Source organism: Rhodobacter sp. P1_C2, from assembly GCF_056406375.1.
This window is the reverse complement of sequence record NZ_JBFUAG010000005.1, coordinates 12,477-30,792: the sequence shown is the minus strand read 5'-3', so window position 1 is coordinate 30,792 and position 18,316 is coordinate 12,477. Positions and strand designations below refer to the sequence as shown.

Annotated in this window: 19 protein-coding genes and 1 tRNA gene; 14 read left to right on the top strand and 6 right to left on the bottom strand. The window is 68.9% G+C overall.

The window, feature by feature from the left end:
• Positions 1-101: 101 nt before the first annotated feature.
• The 7 genes from AC1DZT_RS09260 to AC1DZT_RS09230 all read left to right on the top strand — a co-directional run bounded on the left by AC1DZT_RS09260 (position 102) and on the right by AC1DZT_RS09230 (position 4,657).
• Positions 102-815, top strand: a complete 714-nt coding sequence (locus AC1DZT_RS09260; protein WP_478006334.1) for a cytochrome c biogenesis CcdA family protein — start codon at positions 102-104, stop codon at positions 813-815.
• A gap of 11 nt (positions 816-826) precedes the next feature.
• Complete coding sequence (locus AC1DZT_RS09255) at positions 827-1,243, top strand: thioredoxin family protein (protein ID WP_478006333.1); 417 nt, start codon at positions 827-829, stop codon at positions 1,241-1,243.
• A 236-nt stretch (positions 1,244-1,479) separates the two neighbouring features.
• The gene (locus AC1DZT_RS09250; RefSeq protein ID WP_478006646.1) at positions 1,480-1,710 is read left to right on the top strand and encodes a BufA1 family periplasmic bufferin-type metallophore; all 231 of its coding nucleotides are present in this window, start codon (positions 1,480-1,482) and stop codon (positions 1,708-1,710) included.
• Positions 1,711-1,769: 59 nt separating this feature from the next.
• The gene (gene bufB, locus AC1DZT_RS09245) at positions 1,770-2,645 is read left to right on the top strand and encodes an MNIO family bufferin maturase (RefSeq protein ID WP_478006332.1); all 876 of its coding nucleotides are present in this window, start codon (positions 1,770-1,772) and stop codon (positions 2,643-2,645) included.
• The gene (locus AC1DZT_RS09240) at positions 2,632-3,417 is read left to right on the top strand and encodes an HvfC/BufC N-terminal domain-containing protein (protein ID WP_478006331.1); all 786 of its coding nucleotides are present in this window, start codon (positions 2,632-2,634) and stop codon (positions 3,415-3,417) included. Before bufB ends, AC1DZT_RS09240 begins: the two co-directional genes overlap by 14 nt.
• The gene (locus AC1DZT_RS09235) at positions 3,414-4,022 is read left to right on the top strand and encodes a sigma-70 family RNA polymerase sigma factor (protein WP_478006330.1); all 609 of its coding nucleotides are present in this window, start codon (positions 3,414-3,416) and stop codon (positions 4,020-4,022) included. The genes AC1DZT_RS09240 and AC1DZT_RS09235 overlap by 4 nt, the downstream gene beginning before the upstream one ends.
• A complete protein-coding gene (locus tag AC1DZT_RS09230; protein WP_478006329.1) occupies positions 4,019-4,657 on the top strand; it encodes an NrsF family protein in 639 nt (212 codons plus the stop codon). Before AC1DZT_RS09235 ends, AC1DZT_RS09230 begins: the two co-directional genes overlap by 4 nt.
• Positions 4,658-4,811: 154 nt before the next feature.
• Here the strand turns inward: AC1DZT_RS09230 and AC1DZT_RS09225 are convergent, their stop codons facing one another.
• Positions 4,812-5,969 carry an acyl-CoA dehydrogenase family protein gene (locus AC1DZT_RS09225; protein WP_478006328.1) on the bottom strand — a complete coding sequence of 386 codons (1,158 nt, stop codon included), beginning with the start codon at positions 5,967-5,969 and terminating at the stop codon, positions 4,812-4,814.
• Between the two features lie 103 nt (positions 5,970-6,072).
• Here AC1DZT_RS09225 and AC1DZT_RS09220 point away from each other — a divergent pair, with 103 nt between their 5' ends.
• Positions 6,073-6,984 (top strand): LysR substrate-binding domain-containing protein, encoded by a 912-nt coding sequence (locus AC1DZT_RS09220; RefSeq protein ID WP_478006327.1) that lies wholly within the window; start codon positions 6,073-6,075, stop codon positions 6,982-6,984.
• 247 nt (positions 6,985-7,231) lie between these two features.
• On the opposite strand, the gene AC1DZT_RS09215 is transcribed toward AC1DZT_RS09220, so the two are convergent.
• The 3 genes from AC1DZT_RS09215 to AC1DZT_RS09205 all read right to left on the bottom strand — a co-directional run bounded on the left by AC1DZT_RS09215 (position 7,232) and on the right by AC1DZT_RS09205 (position 10,435).
• A tRNA-Met gene (locus AC1DZT_RS09215) sits at positions 7,232-7,308 on the bottom strand.
• A 95-nt stretch (positions 7,309-7,403) separates the two neighbouring features.
• Positions 7,404-9,401, bottom strand: a complete 1,998-nt coding sequence (locus AC1DZT_RS09210; RefSeq protein ID WP_478006326.1) for a hydantoinase/oxoprolinase N-terminal domain-containing protein — start codon at positions 9,399-9,401, stop codon at positions 7,404-7,406.
• A 92-nt stretch (positions 9,402-9,493) separates the two neighbouring features.
• Positions 9,494-10,435, bottom strand: coding sequence for an L-threonylcarbamoyladenylate synthase (locus AC1DZT_RS09205; protein ID WP_478006325.1), 942 nt, complete (start codon positions 10,433-10,435; stop codon positions 9,494-9,496).
• A 108-nt stretch (positions 10,436-10,543) separates the two neighbouring features.
• Here AC1DZT_RS09205 and AC1DZT_RS09200 point away from each other — a divergent pair, with 108 nt between their 5' ends.
• The 6 genes from AC1DZT_RS09200 to AC1DZT_RS09175 all read left to right on the top strand — a co-directional run bounded on the left by AC1DZT_RS09200 (position 10,544) and on the right by AC1DZT_RS09175 (position 15,553).
• Entirely contained in the window at positions 10,544-12,232 is a 1,689-nt protein-coding gene (locus tag AC1DZT_RS09200; protein ID WP_478006324.1) for an acyl-CoA dehydrogenase family protein, read from the top strand.
• Complete coding sequence (locus AC1DZT_RS09195) at positions 12,229-13,263, top strand: MBL fold metallo-hydrolase (protein WP_478006323.1); 1,035 nt, start codon at positions 12,229-12,231, stop codon at positions 13,261-13,263. Before AC1DZT_RS09200 ends, AC1DZT_RS09195 begins: the two co-directional genes overlap by 4 nt.
• A gap of 144 nt (positions 13,264-13,407) precedes the next feature.
• A complete protein-coding gene (locus AC1DZT_RS09190; protein ID WP_478006322.1) occupies positions 13,408-13,542 on the top strand; it encodes an aa3-type cytochrome c oxidase subunit IV in 135 nt (44 codons plus the stop codon).
• A 65-nt stretch (positions 13,543-13,607) separates the two neighbouring features.
• A complete protein-coding gene (locus AC1DZT_RS09185; RefSeq protein ID WP_478006321.1) occupies positions 13,608-14,234 on the top strand; it encodes a hypothetical protein in 627 nt (208 codons plus the stop codon).
• Positions 14,235-14,306: 72 nt separating this feature from the next.
• Positions 14,307-14,912, top strand: a complete 606-nt coding sequence (mobA, locus tag AC1DZT_RS09180) for a molybdenum cofactor guanylyltransferase MobA (RefSeq protein ID WP_478006320.1) — start codon at positions 14,307-14,309, stop codon at positions 14,910-14,912.
• Entirely contained in the window at positions 14,909-15,553 is a 645-nt protein-coding gene (locus AC1DZT_RS09175; protein WP_478006319.1) for a GNAT family N-acetyltransferase, read from the top strand. Before mobA ends, AC1DZT_RS09175 begins: the two co-directional genes overlap by 4 nt.
• On the opposite strand, the gene AC1DZT_RS09170 is transcribed toward AC1DZT_RS09175, so the two are convergent.
• A complete protein-coding gene (locus tag AC1DZT_RS09170; RefSeq protein WP_478006645.1) occupies positions 15,550-16,398 on the bottom strand; it encodes a 4-(cytidine 5'-diphospho)-2-C-methyl-D-erythritol kinase in 849 nt (282 codons plus the stop codon). The two genes, AC1DZT_RS09175 and AC1DZT_RS09170, sit on opposite strands and share 4 nt — an antisense overlap.
• Complete coding sequence (locus AC1DZT_RS09165; RefSeq protein ID WP_478006318.1) at positions 16,388-18,196, bottom strand: tetratricopeptide repeat protein; 1,809 nt, start codon at positions 18,194-18,196, stop codon at positions 16,388-16,390. Before AC1DZT_RS09165 ends, AC1DZT_RS09170 begins: the two co-directional genes overlap by 11 nt.
• Positions 18,197-18,316 lie beyond the last annotated feature (120 nt).

The following is an 18,316-nucleotide window of genomic DNA, read 5'->3' as shown; positions in this document are numbered from 1 at the left end:
AGCTCCTGTGCCGCGCCGGGTTCCCTGTCGCACAAGGCCAGCGCCGCGCGCGCGGGCCTTGCAGCCGCTGCCCCCGCCACCCGCAAAGGCCGGAGGCTGGCATGGACCTGATATTTGGCTATCTCGCGGGGCTGCTGACGCTGATCAACCCTTGCGTCCTGCCGATCCTGCCCATCGTGCTCAGCTCCAGCCTGCGGGCCGACCGCCGTGCGCCGGTGCTGCTGGCCTTGGGGATGAGCGCCAGCTTCGTCGTGCTGGGGCTGGGGGTTGCGACACTCGGCCCGGCCCTTGGCCTTGGGGAGGAAGTCGTCGCACAGGTGGCCGCCCTCATGATGATGGCCTTCGGGCTGGCGATGCTGATCCCCTCCTTGGGCGGGACCTTCGCGACGGCGACGGCGGGGTTCTCGGCCCGCGCCGATGCGGGCATCGCGGCCAGCGCCGGGGCCGGTCTTCCGGGCCAGTTTCTGGGCGGTGCGCTGCTCGGCGCGGTCTGGAGCCCCTGCATCGGCCCGACGCTGGGTGCGGCGATCGGTCTGGCCGCGCAGGGGCAAAGCCTCGGCCGGGCCGGTGCGGTGATGCTGGCCTTTGCGCTGGGTGTCTCGACCCTGATCCTCGCCATCGCCTATGGCGCCCGCCTGGCCCTGCCGCGCAACAGGGCGGCGCTCCGGCGCGTCTCCGAAGCGGCCAAGCCGGTCATGGGCGCGGCCTTCCTGCTGGTCGGCGCCTTCTTGTTCTTCCACCTCAACCGCCCGATCGAGGCCTGGCTCCTTTCCATCATGCCGGGCTGGCTGGTCGATCTTTCTGTCACCCTCTGAAAGGATATCCGATGCAACGACGCCGTTTTCTCAGCCTCGCCGGTGCGGGCTTTGCCCTGCCGATGCTCTTCGGCCCGGCGCAGGCCGCCGAGCGGACCTTCTATGCCCCCGGTCTGGCCGAGAAGGCGATGGCGGATGGCAAGGTCATCCTGCTCGACTTCTGGACCAACTGGTGTTCGACCTGCGCGGCGCAGGACCGCGTGATGACTGGGTTTCGCGCGGGGAACCCGGCCTATGACAAGGCGATCACCTTCATCACGGTGGATTGGGATGTCTATGCCGAGGGCGATCTGTCGAGGGCGTTGCAGATCCCGCGCCGCTCCACCCTCGTGGCGCTGAAAGGCAAGGCCGAGCTTGGCCGCCTGGTCGCCGCAACCGGGCCTGCCGACATCAAAGCCCTGCTGGACAAGGCCCTCGCCGCCGCCTGAGCCACAGAAATTCACCGGTCGCCCGTAACCTTTTTCCCTGTCCAGCGAACCTTTCCCTACAGGCCCGACAAAGCCTGTTCCCGCGCGGCGCCCTGCCCCGCCGACCCCACAACAGGAGGATTTCCATGACCAGACCGATGCTGACCACCGCGTTCATGTCCGCCCTCGTCACCGCTGCCGGCGGGCTTTCCACGGCCCATGCCGACACCGCCATGAAGATGATGACGGAAGACGAGATGATGAAGGCGCAGGAAATGACCATGGCACAGGTCAAGACCGGCAAGTTCGAACAGTGCTTCGGCGTGGCGCTGAAGGGCCAGAACGATTGCAAGGCGGGGGCCGGCACGACCTGCGCCGGTACCAGCCATGTCGATTATCAGGGCGACGCGTTCAAGCTGGTCCCCGCCGGCACCTGCGTGACCATCGACACGCCGAACGGCAAGGGCTCGCTGACCGCCAAGATGTAAGACCCTTTGGGCGGCGGTGCCCCTGCCGCCCACAGCCCCTCCCTGCGAAAGGCGCGACCATGGATGGCACGGCCCCGTTCGAACGACCAATGCCGGTGCCGCCCCGGGCTGGCGTTGGCCTGAAGGCGCAGCATTGTCAGACGATCCTGCAAAGCCGCCCCGACATCGGCTTCTTCGAGGTGCATGCCGAGAATTACATGGGGGCCGGCGGGCCGCCGCATGCCTGGCTGACCGCGATCCGGCGGGATTATCCCCTGTCGCTGCATGGCGTGGGCCTGTCCATCGGCGCGGCCCGCGATCTGGACAAGGACCATTTGCACCGCTTGCGCGACCTCGTCCACCGCTATCAGCCGGGACTCTTTTCCGAACATCTGGCCTGGTCCAGCCACGAGGCGGGGTTTCTCAACGACCTGCTGCCGCTCCCCTACACGGACGAGACCCTGATCCGGGTCTGCGCCCACATCGATCAGGTCCAGACCACGCTGGGCCGCCGGATGCTGCTGGAAAACCCGACGACCTACCTGGCTTTCGCCGAAAGCAGCTGGAGCGAGATCGACTTCATCGCCGAAGTCGCCCGCCGCACCGATTGTGGCCTGCTTCTGGATGTGAACAACGTCCATATCTCGGCCGTCAACCAGCAATGGGACCCTTTCGATTACATCAGCCGCTATCCCCTGGCGCGGGTCGGCGAGATCCATCTGGCGGGCTTTGCGCCCGAGGCGGATGACCTGGGCCGGCCCTTGCTGATCGATACCCACGACCGCCCCGTCGATGCCGAGGTCTGGGCGCTTTACGCCCATGCGCTGCGGCTGACCGGGCCAAGGCCCACGCTGATCGAATGGGACGCCGATGTGCCCGACTGGCCGGAGCTTTTCGCCGAGGTGCAGCGGGCCGAGGCTCTGATGGCCGAGGTGCGGCACCATGCGGCTGGCTGACCGCCAGCATGACTTCGGTCTGGCCCTGCTGGATGCCGGACGGCCGGCGCCCGAAGGCCTGGTCGGGCCGGATGGCCAGCCAAGCCCGCGCCGTTTCGACGTCTACCGCAACAATGTGGTGGCCGGGCTGATTGCCGCCCTGGGCGAGGCCTATCCGGTGGTGCTGCGCCTCGTCGGCCTCGCGTTCTTCCGCGCCATGGCCGCGGCCTATGTCACGAAGCACCCGCCGCAATCGCCGATCCTCTTGGCCTATGGTGCCGGTTTTCCCCGCTTTCTGGCCAGCTTCCCCCCGGTCAAGTCCTTGCCCTACCTGCCCGACGTGGCCCGGATCGAACGCGCCTGGGTCGAAGCCTATCACGCGCCCGACCAGACCCCGGCCGAGGTCACACCGCTCCTGACGCTGCCTCCCGCCGTGCTGGGTGCGGTGCGGGTCAGCCTGCACCCCTCGCTGCGGTTGATCGCATCGCGCTTTGCCGCCCTGACCATCTGGCAAAGCCATCAGCCCGGCCAAACCCCCGCCCCGGTCGAACTGGCGAGCGCGGAAGCCGCCCTGATCCTGCGCCCGCTCCAGTCGGTTCTGGTGCAAAGACTCACCCTCGGCGGCCTTGCCTTCTTCGCTTCGCTGCAAGAGGGCGGCACGATCATGCAGGCCGCAGCCAGGGGCATTGCCGAGGACCCTTCCTTCGATTTCGCGGCCAATCTTTCGACGCTCTTGCTTTCCGGCGCCGTGGTGGGCTGGCAGGGCCCGGCGCAGGCGGGCGCGGGGCCATGACGCGGCCCCATCTGACCCTCGTGTCCAGCCCTGCGCCGCGCCGCGATGATCCGGCGCTGCGCGAGGTCGATTGGTCGATCCTGATGGCGCGGGCACAGGACGGCAATGCTGCCGCCTATGCCCGGCTTCTGACCGAGATCACCCCCTACCTGCGGGCACTGGCCTCCAAACGGCAACGCGAGGCCTGCGATATCGAGGATGCCGTGCAGGACATCCTTCTGACCGTCCACGCCATCCGGGCGACCTATGACCCGGCGCGACCCTTCGGCCCCTGGCTGGTGGCCATCGCCAACCGCCGCCTGATCGACCGGATCCGGCGGCAATCGCGCCACCGGATGATGGAAACGCCCTTGATGCCCGAACACGAGACAGCTTCCAACGCCGTGGCCGCACGCGAGGAGACCGCCGATCACGCCCGCCTCGCCGCCGCGATCGATGCCTTGCCCGAAGGTCAGAAACAGGCCATCCGCCTGTTGAAACTGAACGAGCTTTCCCTGAACGAAGCCTCCGCCGCCAGCGGGCTGTCGATTGCGGCGCTGAAGGTTTCCACCCATCGCGCGATTGCGCGGCTGCGCCACGCCTTCACGTCAGGTGCCAGAAAATGACCAGGACCCCCGACCTGATTGCCACCCTTGCCGCCCATCCCCAACCGGTGCGCCGGCTTGCCCCCCCGCTTCTGCGCAGCCTCGGCTGGCTTTCGCTCGCAGGGCTGGTTCTGCTCGTGCTGGCGGTCAGCCATCCACTGCGCCCGGATCTCGGTGCGCAGATGCAGGACCCGGCCTTTCAGCTGCGCCTTCTTGCCAGTGCCGCCACCGGCGTGCTGGCGGCGATCGGAGCCTTCGCCCTGAGCATCCCGGGAAGGTCGCGGCTGTGGCTGCTGCTGCCGGTTCCGACGGCTGCGATCTGGGTCACCCATATCGGCTACCAATGCCTCACCCATTGGGTGGCCATCGGCCCGGCGGGCATGAGCGCGGGCGAGACGGCCGACTGTTTTGCCACATTGGTCATCATCAGCCTGCCGCTCGGCCTGACCGCGCATCTGATGCTGCGCCACGCCCGGCATTTCGAGACGACGGGCGTGGCCTTCCTCGCAAGCCTGGCGGTGTCCGGCATCACGGCCTTTGCCATGACGCTGTTTCACGCCCTCGATGCCTCGGCCCTGATCCTCGTCTTCAATCTGGTGACGACCGCCGCCTTCATCGGCGCCGGACTGGCGTTTGGCGCGGCGGTCCGCCGCTAGGCAGGGGTGATCCGCGAGCCCGGAAGGACGGCGGTCAGGAAAGACCAAAGGGCATAGTGGATTGCGCAACTGCCGCGGAAGATTAAACGGCTCCGCCGCCCCCCCTGCCCGAGCCGCGCGGCGAGGTTGCATCGGGACAGGCGTGCCACCTTCGTCAAAAGCTTGCGCCGCTGATGTCGCCGCCCAGGGCATGGCGGCCACCGATCACGAACTGTTCGGCACTCATGGCGACATGTTTGGCCGCGGCACGAACGTCACGCTCGCGCCTTTCGAAGGGCTGGCTCTCGGCAAGGGCCCGGGCCCCGATCAGATCGTTCACCTTCAGCACGACCGCCACCGCGACCTCCGCCGCGTGGGAACAGGCCAGCCGGTAGTCGATGCGGGCGGCAATGAGATCAGCCCCCCCGCTTTCGACCGATGCACAGAGGGCCGACATCGCCGACCGCATATAGGCGGCAGCGGCATGGATTTGCGCAATGCACCGCCCGACCTCGGCCTGAACCAGCTCTCGCTCTGCCAAAGGCAGGGTGATGCCAAGGCGACGGTGACCGCCACTGACCGACACCAGCGCAGCGATGGCACCCCTTGCGATCCCCAAAGGCACCGTGGCCACCGTCCAGACAAAGGCGGAACGGCCCGGAAGACGATAGACGATCCCCGGCTGCGTCGGCGCCGGCTGCAAGTCGCAGACGAAGTCCGCGGGCAGGAAGAGGTCGTTCGCCGCGAAGTCCCAGCTTCCCGTGCCTCTCATCCCCGACACATGCCAGTTGTCGGTCAGTGTGACAGCCTCGCGTGGCAGGAAGGCCAGAACGATGCGCCCCTTGCCATCGCCACCCTCGCTCACCTCGCAAAGGGCGGCAAAGCGCGTGGCATGGGGGGCGCCGCTGGCAAAAGGCCACCGGCCGGAAATGCGGTACCCGTCCCCATGGGGCAGTGCCGTGCCGATCGCGGCGGTGCTGGATGCGACGAAGGCCGATGGTTTCCCGAACACCTCGACCGCGGCCTCGACCGGCAGATAGCCACCCGCGCGCGCCATGCCGCCCCCGTTGCCAACCAGCCAGCCGATCGTGCCGTCAAGCGCGGCGGCATGCTCGACCACGGTCATGAAGTCGAGCGGCGAGAGCCCGCATCCGCCCAGTTGCACGGGCAGCAACAGGCGGAAGAACCCGGCCTCGCTCAAGGCGGCGAAGGCCTCGTCCGACAGCCTGCGCTCCGCGTCCAGCCGCGCGGACTGCGCGACCAGCAGCGGGCGGATCCGTTCAAGCCTTTCGATCAGGATGGCAGCGGTCGCCGCGGAGTGTCCGTCCAGCATGATGTCCCCCTCCAGAGTGACCAAATGGTCGGCCGCGACCAGATTCGTGGCAACAGCAAAGAATTCCGGTTAAGGTGAGTTCAATTCATCTGGATATCGACCGATGCACCGCCTTCCGCCCCTGCGAGAGCTGCAGGTCTTCGAAGCCGCCGCCCGCCTTCTCAGCTTCAAGAAGGCGGCCGAGGAGCTGTCGGTCACACCCACCGCCGTCAGCCACCAGATCAGGCTGCTGGAATCCCATTGCGGTCAGCCGCTTTTTCAACGCCAGCCAAGGCCCTTGCGGCTGACCCCGGCGGGCATGCAGCTTTTGCCGGTGGTGCGCGATGCTTTCCTCGCGATCTCGGATGAACTGGCCCGCCTGACACCCGGCAGCGGGATCGGACATCTGCGGGTGACGACCACCAGCGCCTTCGCCGCGCGATGGCTGCTGCCGCGTCTGGAAAGCTGGCGCGCGGAAAGTCCGGGTGCGACGCTCGACCTCGTCGGGACCGACACGGTGCTGAACCTGCGCACCGGCGAAGTCGACGTTGCGATCCGCTACGCCCGCCAGCCCCCCACGGACGGACTCGCGGTGGAGCTCTTGCGCGATCGCTTCCACGTCGTTGCAGCGCCGTCGCTTCTGACGGAAAGCGCCGGGATGATGGAGCCGCAGGCGATCCTCGACCTGCCAAGGGTCGAGGTCGGCTGGCCCTTGAGCGACCTTGCCGCGCCGACATGGCGCCACTGGGAGACCACAGCGCGGGCGGCGGGCCACCGGATCGGCGGCATCGTCCGGCCACCCCAGCTGTATTTCCACGAAGAGCACCATGGGATCGACGCGATCCTCGCAGGACAGGGTCTTGGGCTATGCAGCGACGTGCTCGTCGCGCGCGAACTTCGCGACGGCCGGTTGCGCCGGGTCAGCGACATCGTTCTGCCCGGCTACGGCTTTCACTTCGTCTACCGGGCCGACCACCCCCGGCGCCGTGCCCTGGAAACGCTGCTGCGCTGGATGCAGAGCCAAGCCTCCGCGTGAAGCCCGTCGCTGCAGATGCACTTGGTCCCATCGCCGGTATGACCCGATTTTCCGCGTCTCTCCCCTCCCGAACGGCGGAAATGCGAGGACTGAGCGCCAGATAGACTGACAGGTCCGAAGCGACGGCTGAGATCCTAACGCGCTCCCTCTCCAGACCAAAGGGACCTCAACTGTTCACTCCATAGAGCATCGGAAAAATTCCAGCGCTCGACGGCGCATGTCACAGGATGATTTCAGAGAGGGAAAGTGGTGGCGAGGGGGGGACTCGAACCCCCGACCCTGCGATTATGAGTCGCATGCTCTAACCAACTGAGCTACCTAGCCAACGAGCGGGGAGGTACTGGACCGCGCATTTGGCGTCAAGGCGAAATCGACAGGAAAAGGCGCGGGGGCCGCAGCGCCCTGCGCCGGGGCCGGTCTCAATGCGCCACCCTTGGCCTTCCCGAGGCGGTGGCGGTCACCGTGGCCTCGATGAACATCGGATTGCCCTCCACCATCGCCTCGCGGATGTCGCGCGCGGTGGTCACGCGCAGATCCTCGGCCCCGGCCTTGCGGGCGCGGGCGCTGGCCTCGGCGACCAGGGCGGCCTCCAGGGCGGCAAGGGCGGCGTCGCGGTCGGTGAAGCTTTGCAGACCCTCGGGAAGATGCGCGGTGAAGCGCCCCTCGCCGGGGCTGGAGACGAGGCCCTGCGCCCTTTGGCTGACCTGCCCCACCACGGCGCCGATCGCATTGGCGACCCCGGCATGTTCGGGCAGGATCATCCGGCAGCCGAGCCTTTCGCCCACCGCGCCATAATAGCTCGGGGCCGAGGCGCCGAGGCCCACGACCGGCACGCCGAGCCGCAAGGACACCTCGACCACGCCGCGGTGCTGGGAAAGGCCGGCCTGGGTCAGGGGGTGGCGGGCCAGCGTCTCGGCGGGTTCGTCAAAGCCGCCGTCTTCGTCGAAGGCGGCTTCCAGCAGGCATTCCACGGTCTGCGCCGTCAACTGGTCCACGATGGCGCGGGCGAGGACGAGGCCATCCGCCGCGATCCGCTCCCCCGCGCCATTGCGGCGTTTTGCCAAGAGTTTCAGGGCTTTCTCCGAAGCCGTGGCATCCCAGGAGGCCAGGCCGCCCAAAGCGTGGCTGGCATCCGAAGGGGTGACACCCGCGATCATCACCAGACCGCGCGCCACCAGCCGCTCCATCGCCGCAACCTCCAGCCGCGAGGTCAGCGCCTGCGAGATCGGCATGGCCTGGGTCACCCGGGCCAGCACCGTCGCCTCGCGCGCCGAAAGCCCGCCGGTCTGGCCCGCCATCGGCAAGACGAAACGGCCATCGAACTCTCCCGACGTGTCCGAAGACAGCCAGCGGTCCAATGCGGCATGGACCATCGGCCCATGCTCCACCGCCAGAAGCGCCACCGGGATCAGCCGCCTTGGCCCCAGACGCAGGCCGCCGGTCAGGCCGGAGGTCACCAGATGCACCTCGCTGTCGCCGCCAAGCCCGGTGGTGCGCATCGCCACCGCCTCGACCATGGTGCGCAGGCCCCCGACGCGGGCGCCTTCCGGGTCGATCTCGGGCAGGCCGCCGCGCAGAAGCGCCACATCGGTCGTCGTCCCGCCGATGTCGCTGACCAGGGCATCCGGCACCCCGGTCAGCCAGCGCGCGCCAACGATGGAGGCGGCGGGACCGGAGAGGATCGTCTCGATCGGCCTTTCGCGCACCATCGCGGCAGAGATCAGCGCCCCGTCGCCGCGCACCACCATCAACGGGGCGGCGATGCCCACGGCAGAGAGATGCCGCTCGCAGGCCGCGACCAGCCGGTCGATCATCCCGATCAGCCGCGCGTTCAGGACCGCCGTCAGGGCGCGCTTCGGCCCGTTCAGCTTGGCCGACAACTCGTGCGAGCAGGTCACCGGCCGGCCGGAGATGCGGCGGATCAGGTCGCGGGCGGCGACCTCATGTGCCGGGTTGCGGGTGGCAAAGCGGCTGGCCACGGCAAAGCCCATCACATCGCCCGAAAGCCGGCTCACCGCCTCTTCCAGTGCCGCCATGTCGAGGGGGGCCGCCTCGCCCCCGGCATGGGAATGGCCACCGGCCAGCCGCACCACGGGATCGCCCTTCAAAGCCTCGGTCAGGCCGCCGCGTTCCAGATCATCGGCGTCAAAGCCGATGAAGATGAGCGCGACCCGCCCGCCCTGCCCTTCGACCAGCGCATTGGTGGCCAAGGTGGTCGAGAGCGAGACCATCGCGATCTGCGCCGGGGCCACCCCCGCCGCCTCCAGCGCCGCATCCACCGCCTTGCCGATGCCGATGGCTAGATCGGCCCGCGTGGTCAAGGACTTGGCCTTGCCGATCACCGCATCGGCGGTCTCGTCAAGGATCACCGCATCGGTATAGGTGCCGCCGGTATCGACGCCCAGAAGGTAGGCCATTCGCGCATTCCCGTATCAGGTCAGAGAAAAGGGTAAAGCCAATCAGGCCGGGGCACAGGCCCAAAGGCGACGCGAAAGGTCGGCGAGCGCCCTCATCGCGGCGCCGCCGCCCGGCGCAGGCGGTCGTTGATCGCCCGGCCGAGGCCGCTTTCCGGGATCGGGGCCACGGCGATCATGCGGCCCTGCGCCAGCCGGTCCGCCTCGCGCATCATGTGGAAGAGGTTGGCCGCCGCCTCGACCAGATCACCTGTGGCCGAAAGGTTGAGGTCCGCAGGCCCGGGGCCGAAGCCCAGACGCACCTCGCCCGGCCGCGGGTCTGCCGCCTCCAGCCGCACCGGCGCCTCGGGGGCGTAGTGGCTGGACAACTGGCCCGGCGCATTGGGTTTCGGGCCGTGGCCGCCCAAGGTCAAAGGCCCGGTCAAAGCCTCGATCGCCTCGACGGGCACGCCCCCGGCGCGCAGAAGCTCGACCTGATCGAAGACCCCGAGGATCGTGCTTTCCACCCCCACCGTGCAGGCGCCGCCATCAATCACCGCGGCGATGCGGCCCGAAAGCCCCTCCACCACATGGGCGGCGCGGGTGGGCGAGATGCGTCCCGAGGGGTTGGCGGAAGGCCCGGCAATCGGCCCGCCAAAGGCCCCGATCAGCGCGCGCGCCACCGGATGCGCCGGCATCCTGATCGCCACACTCGGCAGTTCGGCGGTGACATAGGGCGACAGCCCCGCCTCGGCCAGCAGGGGCAGGACCAGCGTCAGGGGGCCGGGCCAGAACCGCGCCGCCAAAGCCTCGGCCCGCGCATCGAACACCGCGAGGCTGCGCGCCATTTCCATGTCGGAGACATGGGCGATCAGCGGGTTGAAGCGCGGCCTTCCCTTGGCCTCGTAAATCCGCGCCACCGCCAGATCGGAGCGCGCGTCGCCGCCCAGCCCATAGACCGTCTCGGTCGGAAAGGCGACGAGCCGCCCCTCGGCCAGCAGGCCTGCCGCGCGCGCGATGCCCGTGGCATCGGGGGAAAGGATCTCGGTCGTCTCCATCGTGACGCAGCGTCTTTCTTGCTGGTAAGCCGGGCGGGGGTAAGCGTAAACCAGTGCTGCCATACCCCGCGCAGCCCGCCTTGTGAAGCCGAACCGGAGAAAGCGCCCATGTCCTACAAAGCCCCCCTCGCCGACTATCACCTGCTTCTCGATCTGATGGGCTTCGACCGGGTCGCCGCGACCGAACGCTTTGCCGAGGCGACGCCCGACACGGTCGACGCCATCCTGACCGAGGCGGCGCGCCTCTCCGAAACCGTGCTCGCCCCCCTGAACCGCGCGGGCGATCTGCACCCCGCAAGGCTGGAGAATGGCGTGGTGCGCACCTCGCCCGGTTTCGCGCAGGGTTTCGCCGCCCTGGCCGAGGGCGGCTGGATCGGCATGGCCGCCCCGCAGGCCCATGGCGGGATGGGCCTGCCGATCACGCTGGCCACCTGCGTGAACGAGATGACCGGCTCGGCCTGCCTCGCCCTGCAGCTGAACCCCCTTCTCACCCAAGGCCAGATCGAGGCGCTGGAACACCACGCCAGCCCCGAGATCCAGGCGCTTTACATCCCCAACCTGATCTCCGGCGCCTGGAACGGCACGATGAACCTGACCGAGGCGCAGGCGGGTTCGGATGTCGGCGCACTCCGCGCCCAGGCCGTACCGCTGGAAGATGGCACCTATGCGGTGACGGGCGAGAAGATCTTCATCTCCTGGGCCGATACCGATTTCTGCACCAACACCTGCCACCTCGTCCTCGCCCGCCTGCCCGACGGGGCGGAGGGGACGCGGGGCATCTCTCTCTTCCTCGTGCCGAAATACCTGCCCGATGCGGCGGGCAAACCCGGTGCGGCCAACAGCCTGAAGGTGGTGCGGCTGGAACACAAGATGGGCCTGCACGGCTCGCCCACCGCCGTCATGGCCTTTGAAGGGGCGAAGGGCTGGATGATCGGCGCGCCGCACAAGGGCATGGCGGCCATGTTCACCATGATGAACAACGCAAGGCTCGGCGTCGGCATGCAGGGCGTCTCCTGTGCGGAAGCCGCCTTTCAGCAGGCGCTGACCTACGCGCAGGAACGCCGGCAGGGCCGCACCGCCTCGGGTGAGGCGGGGATCATCGGCCATGCCGATGTGCGCCGGATGCTGATGGAGATGAAGGCCGAAACCTTCGCCGCCCGGGCGATCGGTCTGGCCTGCGCGGTGGCCATCGACATGGGCCGTGCTACGGGTGAGGCGGCGTGGCAGGCCCGTGCGGCCTTCCTGACGCCCCTGGCCAAGGCTTACGGCACCGACACCGGCCATCTGGTGGCGCAGCTTGGCATCCAGGTCCATGGCGGCATGGGATTCATCGAGGATACCGGCGCTGCGCAATTCGCCCGCGACGTGCGGGTGACCTCGATCTACGAAGGCACCAATGGCATTCAGGCGCTCGACCTCGTCGGCCGCAAGATGATGGATGACGGCGCCATGGCCTTCACCCTGCTGGACGAGATGGCAGCAGCGGCCAAGGACGCGCCCGCCGCACTTGCCGCGCCGCTGCTGGCGGCGATAACGGCCCTGCGCAGCGCCACCGAGGCCCTGCTGGCGCAGGACAGCCTGAACCGGGGCGGTGCGGCGGTGGCCTATCAGCGCGCCTTTGCCCAAGTGCTCGGCGCGCATTTCCACGCGCGTGCGGCGGGCCTGGACCCCGCCCGCCTGCCCCTGGCCCGCTTCGCCGTGACCCGGCTTCTGCCGCGCCACGCCGCCTGGCTGGCCGAGGCGCGCGAAGGCGCGGCTGACCTCTACGATCTGACCCCGGAGGCCCTTCTCGCGTGAGCGACCCCATCGCCTATCCCTTCCCCGAAGCCCCGGGTGAGTTTCAATCCGTCCTCGTCGCCCCCGGCATCCGCTGGATGCGGCTGCCGCTGCCGATGGCCCTGGACCATGTCAATGTCTATGCGCTGGAAGACGCGGACGGCTGGACCCTGGTCGATACCGGCCTCTCCTCGAAACGCACCAAGGCGATCTGGCAGGGGCTGATGGCGGTCACCCTTCTGGGCAAGCCGGTCACAAGGCTGATCGTGACGCATCACCACCCCGACCACATCGGCCTTGCCGGCTGGTTCCAGACCCAGGGGGTGGAGCTGATCATCTCGCGCACCGCCTGGCTTTATGCCCGGATGCTGACGCTGGACGAACAGCGCCAGCATTCGCCCGAGGGGTTGCAGTTCCAGATCCGCGCCGGCGTCGACCCCGGGGCGATGGCCACCCGCGCCCGCGAACGGCCCTTCAACTTCTGCGACGTGGTGGCGCCGATGCCGCTCGGCTTCACCCGGATCAGCGAGGGCACGATCCTGAAGGCCGGCGGGCGGCGCTGGCTGGTGCGGCTGGGCCAGGGCCATGCGCCCGACCATGCGACACTCTGGAGCCTCGATGACCCGGTGATCCTCGGCGGCGACCAGTTCCTCGCCACGATCACCCCCAATATCGGCGTCTACCCGACCGAACCCGAGGCCGACCCCCTGAGCGAATGGCTCGCCTCCTGCCGCGGCTTTCAGGCCCATGCGAAGGAGGGCGATCTGGTCCTGCCCGGCCACAAGCTGCCCTTCACTGGCTTGCCCCTGCGGCTGGAGGAGGTGATCGCCGCCCATGAAAGGGCGCTCGACCGGCTCGAAGCACATCTGGCCAGCCCCGCCACCGCGGTCGACTGCTTTGCCACGATGTTTCGCCGCAAACTTGGGCCCGAGGATTTCAGCCTCGCCCTGGCCGAGACCATGGCCCATCTGAACTGCCTGATGACCCAGGGCCGCGTCAGCCGGGACATGTCGCCCGCCGGGGCCTGGCTCTGGCGCAGCACCGGGCTGTGACGCCCGAACAGGCAGCGCCGCACCAGGGCCGCGCAGATCCGGCCACAAGGCAACGTGACCTCGTGACAGGCCCGCACTTATCGGCTAATGGCAGGGGAAAGGTCTGAGGACCATCAACGGTTTGACAGGGTGAGGACTGGGAAGATGAGCGATTACGTTCCGGGCAAGATGGACATCCGCGCGCAGGAAAAGACCTTTGCAGGCTTCATCCGCATGGTCTCCTGGGGGGCCGTGATCGCGATTCTGGTCCTGATCATCATGGCGCTGGCCGACGCCTAAGCATTTCACGGCGGGGCCGTCCGGCCCCCCTATTCTCCGCATCACAGATTTACACGGGTGACCTCATGCTGCGCCGCCTCTTTCCCCTTGTCGCGGTGGCTTTTCTGGCTGCCTGCGGGGCCGACCACAAATGGGCCAGCGATGAAGAGGTGGCCCGCGCCGTCTATGCGCCCGGCCCGCCCTCGTCCATCACGCTGATCACCTCGATCAACGGCCGCACCGGCTCGGGCGCGCATTCCGCGCTTCTGATCAACGGCAGCCAGCGCGTGCTTTACGATCCCGCCGGCACCTGGGAGGTCACCAACGGCCTCGCCCCGGAACGCAACGACCTGCATTACGGCATGACCCCCCCGGTGCTGGAGGCCTACCGCGCCTTCCAGGCCAATGGCGTCTTCTATGTGATCGAGCAGACCGTGCTGGTCAGCCAGGCCGAGGCCGATCAGGCGATTGCCGCGGCGATCGAGAAGGGCTCGATCCCGAAGGCCTATTGCTCGAACTCGATCTCGACCCTGCTGCAGGGTCTGCCGGGCTTCGAAAGCCTGAAGACCACCTTCTTCCCCAAGGCCCTGGCCAACGAATTTGCCAAGCTGCCGGGCGTGCAGCGCAGCGTGGTCGAAGGCACGATCTCGCCCGACGCAAATGTCGTGCGCGGCGTGGATTCCACCGTGGGCCTGCCGCCCCGCACGAACTGAGGCGGAACGGCGGGGTCAAAGACCAGGTCGCGGCCCCGAGGGCCGGACGGGCCTCAGGATAAGGACAGGCGCTTGCGGATCTTTGGCGTGATTCTGGCAGGAGGCGAGGCGCGTCGGATGGGATCTGACAAGGCGCTGATGCCGCTGGCTGGAAAGCCGCTGGTCCATTGGGTGGCCGAACGGTTCGCCCCCCAGGTCGAAGAGCTGGCCCTCTCGGCCAATGGCGACCCCTCCCGCTTTGCCGATCTGGGCCTGCCCGTCCTGCCCGATGACGCCGCGCCCGATGCAACGATGGCCGAACGGCGCGGCCCCCTTGCGGGCATCCTCGCGGGCCTGCGCTGGGCGGCGCCGCGCGGGGCCACGGCGCTGGTCTCTGTCCCCTGCGACGGCCCGTTCCTGCCGCCCGATCTGGTGCCGCGCCTGCTTCTGGCCGGTGAGGGCGGCCTGCCGGCGCTGGCGCAAAGCGGGGCGGATCTGCACCCAACCTATGCGCTTTGGCCCGTGGCCCTGCTGGACCCCTTGGCTGCCTTCCTCGCCTCGGGCGAGGTGCCGCGGGTCCGCGATTTCGCCCGCCGCCATCACGCCGGCATTGCAAGCTTTCCCGCCGGCAGTTTCACCAATGCCAACAGCCCCGAAGACCTCGCCCGGATCGAGGCGGCGCTGGCGGGCCGGGCGTGAGCGGGCCGGCAAGCCCGGGGCCCGAGGGAACGGGCGCGGGCGGCGAGGCGCAGCGCATCCGCTACAGCATCCACCTCGGCCTGCCCGCCGAACTGATGCCCGAGGCGGGGCGGCTTTACTGGCAGGCCTTCGGCGGCAAGCTCGGGCTGGTCATGGGGCCGGAGCGGCGGGCGCTGGACTACCTTGCGCAGGCGATGCGGCCCGACCATGCGCTTTACGCCATCTCGCAGGAGGGGCGGCTTCTGGGGCTGGCCGGGTTCAAGACGCCGCAGGGCAGCTTTGCCGCAGGTGGCGCCCGCCAGATGCGCCGCGTCTACGGCGATTTCGGCGGCTTCTGGCGCAGCCACCTCATGGCGCTGCTGTCGCATGAGATCGACGACGAGAACTTCCTGCTCGACGGGCTTTGCGTGCAGCCCGATCTGCGCAGCCTTGGCCTTGGCACCGCCCTGATGCAGGCGGTCTGCACCGAGGCGCGGGCGCGCGGCTATGCCAATGTGCGGCTGGATGTGGTCGATACCAACTGGCGGGCGCAGGCGCTCTACCGCCGCCTCGGCTTTGTCGAGACGCGGCGGCAGAGCATCGGCCTTCTGCGCCCGGTCTTCGGCTTTTCCGCCGCCATCACCATGCTGCGCGGGGTCTAACCCGCCAGCGCCCCGGCCCGCACCCACCAGCCGCCCTCTGCGGCCTGAAGCGCCGCAGCCGCAGCCGCCGCCTCGGCAGAAGTGGCGAAAAGCCCGAAACAGGTGGCGCCCGACCCCGACATCCGCGCCAGAAGGCAGCCCCGCTGCCCCGCCAGCGCCGCCACCACCGCGCCGATCACCGGGGCAAGGCCCCGTGCCGGCGGCTCCAGGTCATTGCGGCAGTGATGCAGCCAGCCGGCAAGAGCCGCGGCATCGCGCCACTCTGGTGGGGCTTCGGGCAAGGCCGGATGATCGCGCCGCTGCAGGGCGCGAAAGACCTCTGCCGTCGCAAGGCCGATCCCGGGATTGGCGAGGACCACATGCACCTCGGGCAGGGTCAGGGGCGTGATCTCCTCGCCGATCCCCGCCATCCGCGCCGGGCGACCGGAGAGGCAGACCGGCACATCGGCGCCCAGTTCCAGCACCCGCGACGGCTCCGGCAAGGGACAGCCCCACAGCGCCGAAAGCGCCTGCAGCGTCGCCGCCGCATCGGCCGAACCGCCGCCGATGCCCGAGGCGATCGGCAGATGTTTCTCCAGCGTGATCCGCGCGCCCTGCCCTGCCCCGAAGGCCGCAGCCGCCCGCAGCACCAGGTTGTCTGCCCCGTCGCTCAGCCCCGCCGCCATCGGCCCGGTCAGGCGCAGGCTTAAGCCCTCTGCCGGTTCCACCGTGATCAGGTCGCCGAAATCGGCGAAGGCCACCAGACTGTCGAGCAGATGATAGCCATCCGCCCGCCGCCCGGTGACATGCAGCGCGAGGTTGATCTTGGCCCGCGCCGGACGCGCGCAGAACCCCTCAGCCGCCATTGCCGTCCGCAGGCGCAGGCGTGGCATCGGGCGCCTTGACCGGCGCGGGGGCCACGGCCGGCGGATTGGCCTTTTCCTCGGCCAGGACCTTGTCCAGCCCGACCTCCAGCTTGCGGCGGATGCGGGCGGCGTCCTTGTCCTCGGGGTGGAAGGACAGGGCGCGGTGCCACTGGTATTCCGCCTCGCGCTTGCGGCCCGCCATCCAGTAGACATCGCCCAGATGGTCGGTCACCACCGGATCGACCGGCATCAGAAGCGAGGCCTTCTCCTGCGGCTCCACCGCTTCCTGGTAGCGGCCCATCCGGAAATAGGCCCAGGCGAGGCTGTCGATGATGAAGCCCTGATCGGGGGCGGTGGCGACCGCCTTCTGGATCATCGCCAGCGCCGCATCGAGGTTTTCGCCCCGATCGACATAGCCGTAACCCAGCTCGTTCAAGAGGCGCGGCTCGTTCGGGGCCAGCTTCAGCGCGGCCTTGTAATCGGCCTCGGCGGCGGGCCAGTTGCCTTGGGCAAATTCGCAGCTGCCGCGCCGGTACCAGAAGGGCCAGTCGGCCTGGCCCGGCTTGGCGATCAGGGCGATCGCCTGGCCATAGACCGGGATGGCGAGGTCGCAATGATCCTGCCGCCGCAGCACATCGCCGTAGGCCGACAGGACCGCGCTGTCCTTCGGGCGTTTCTCGGCCAGGGCCTTGAGCAGGGCCGCCGCCTCATCGACCCGCCCGGCCGAGAGCGAGGCGCTGGCCTGACCCACGACTGCCGTCGGATAGGCGGCATCGGTCTCGGGCACTTCGGCATAGGCGGCCACGGCCAGATCGTATTGCCGCAGCTTTTCGAAGATCCGCGCCGTCATCAGCTGGGCATCGGCATGGTCGGGCCTGAGCGCGGTGGCGACGCGGGTATTGAGAAGGGTGAAAGTGTCATCCGCCTGATCGGCGAGGGCCGTCGCCAGCGTGAAGAAGGCCTCGGCCAGCCCCTCCTGCGGGGTGCGCGCCACGTCGAAGGGCAGCGGCGCCCCGGCGGACAGCTTCATCCGCAGATCGGCCAGACCATCGTCCAGCACCGGGCCATAGACCTTGTCGATCAGCGCCACCGCATCGGGGCCGCGCTCCAAGGCACTCAGGATCTCGACATGGGCGAGGATGCCGCGCCGCAGCCCGTTGACCGCCTGGGCCCGCGGATCGTCGAGCAGCTTTTCCGCCCCCTCGTAATCGCCGGTCTGCGCCAGGGCCAGGGCCTTGTGGTAGAGCCCGAAAGCCTCCATCCCCGGGGTGGCGATGATCTTGTCGAAACTGGTCAGCGCCTCGGACATCTTGCCGGTGCCGACCTCGGCCCAGGCCTTGACGAGGCCGTCCATCAGCTGGCCGATGGTCATGCCCTTGGCCTGATCCTGCAGGACCTCGGCGAAATCGCCCTTCTGGGCGGCGGCGGTCAAAAGGATCATCGCCGCCGTCTGGCTTTTGGCCCCGGTCGCCTGCAGCGCGGCGGCGGTCTTGGCCGCCCCCTCCAGATCGCCAAGCGCCATCAGCGAGGTGACCTGCCCTTCGAGGATCGCGGCATTCTGCGGGTCGTTCTGCAGGGCGCGGGCGAACCACTCCGCCGCTGCCTTGAAATCGTGCATCGTGGCGGCCTGCCGTGCGGCGAGATAGGCCCCGGCCCCATCGGGAAGCTCCTGCGCCGCAGCCTTGGCCGAATCAGCCGCCGGCGCGGGGGTCTCTTTCGCGGTGGTCCCGGCGACAATCGGGCCACTGACCAGCCCCATGGCAAGGATCAGGGCAAGGCTCAGGGTCGGACGCGGCATATGGGGCTCCTCCAGCGATGGACTACAAGCTAGTGGGCTGCGGCCCGAAGGGCAATGCGGCCCGGCGCAATTCACGCCGGGCCGCACACGCACGTTTCGGTGAAGCGGTCGCGCGCCCGG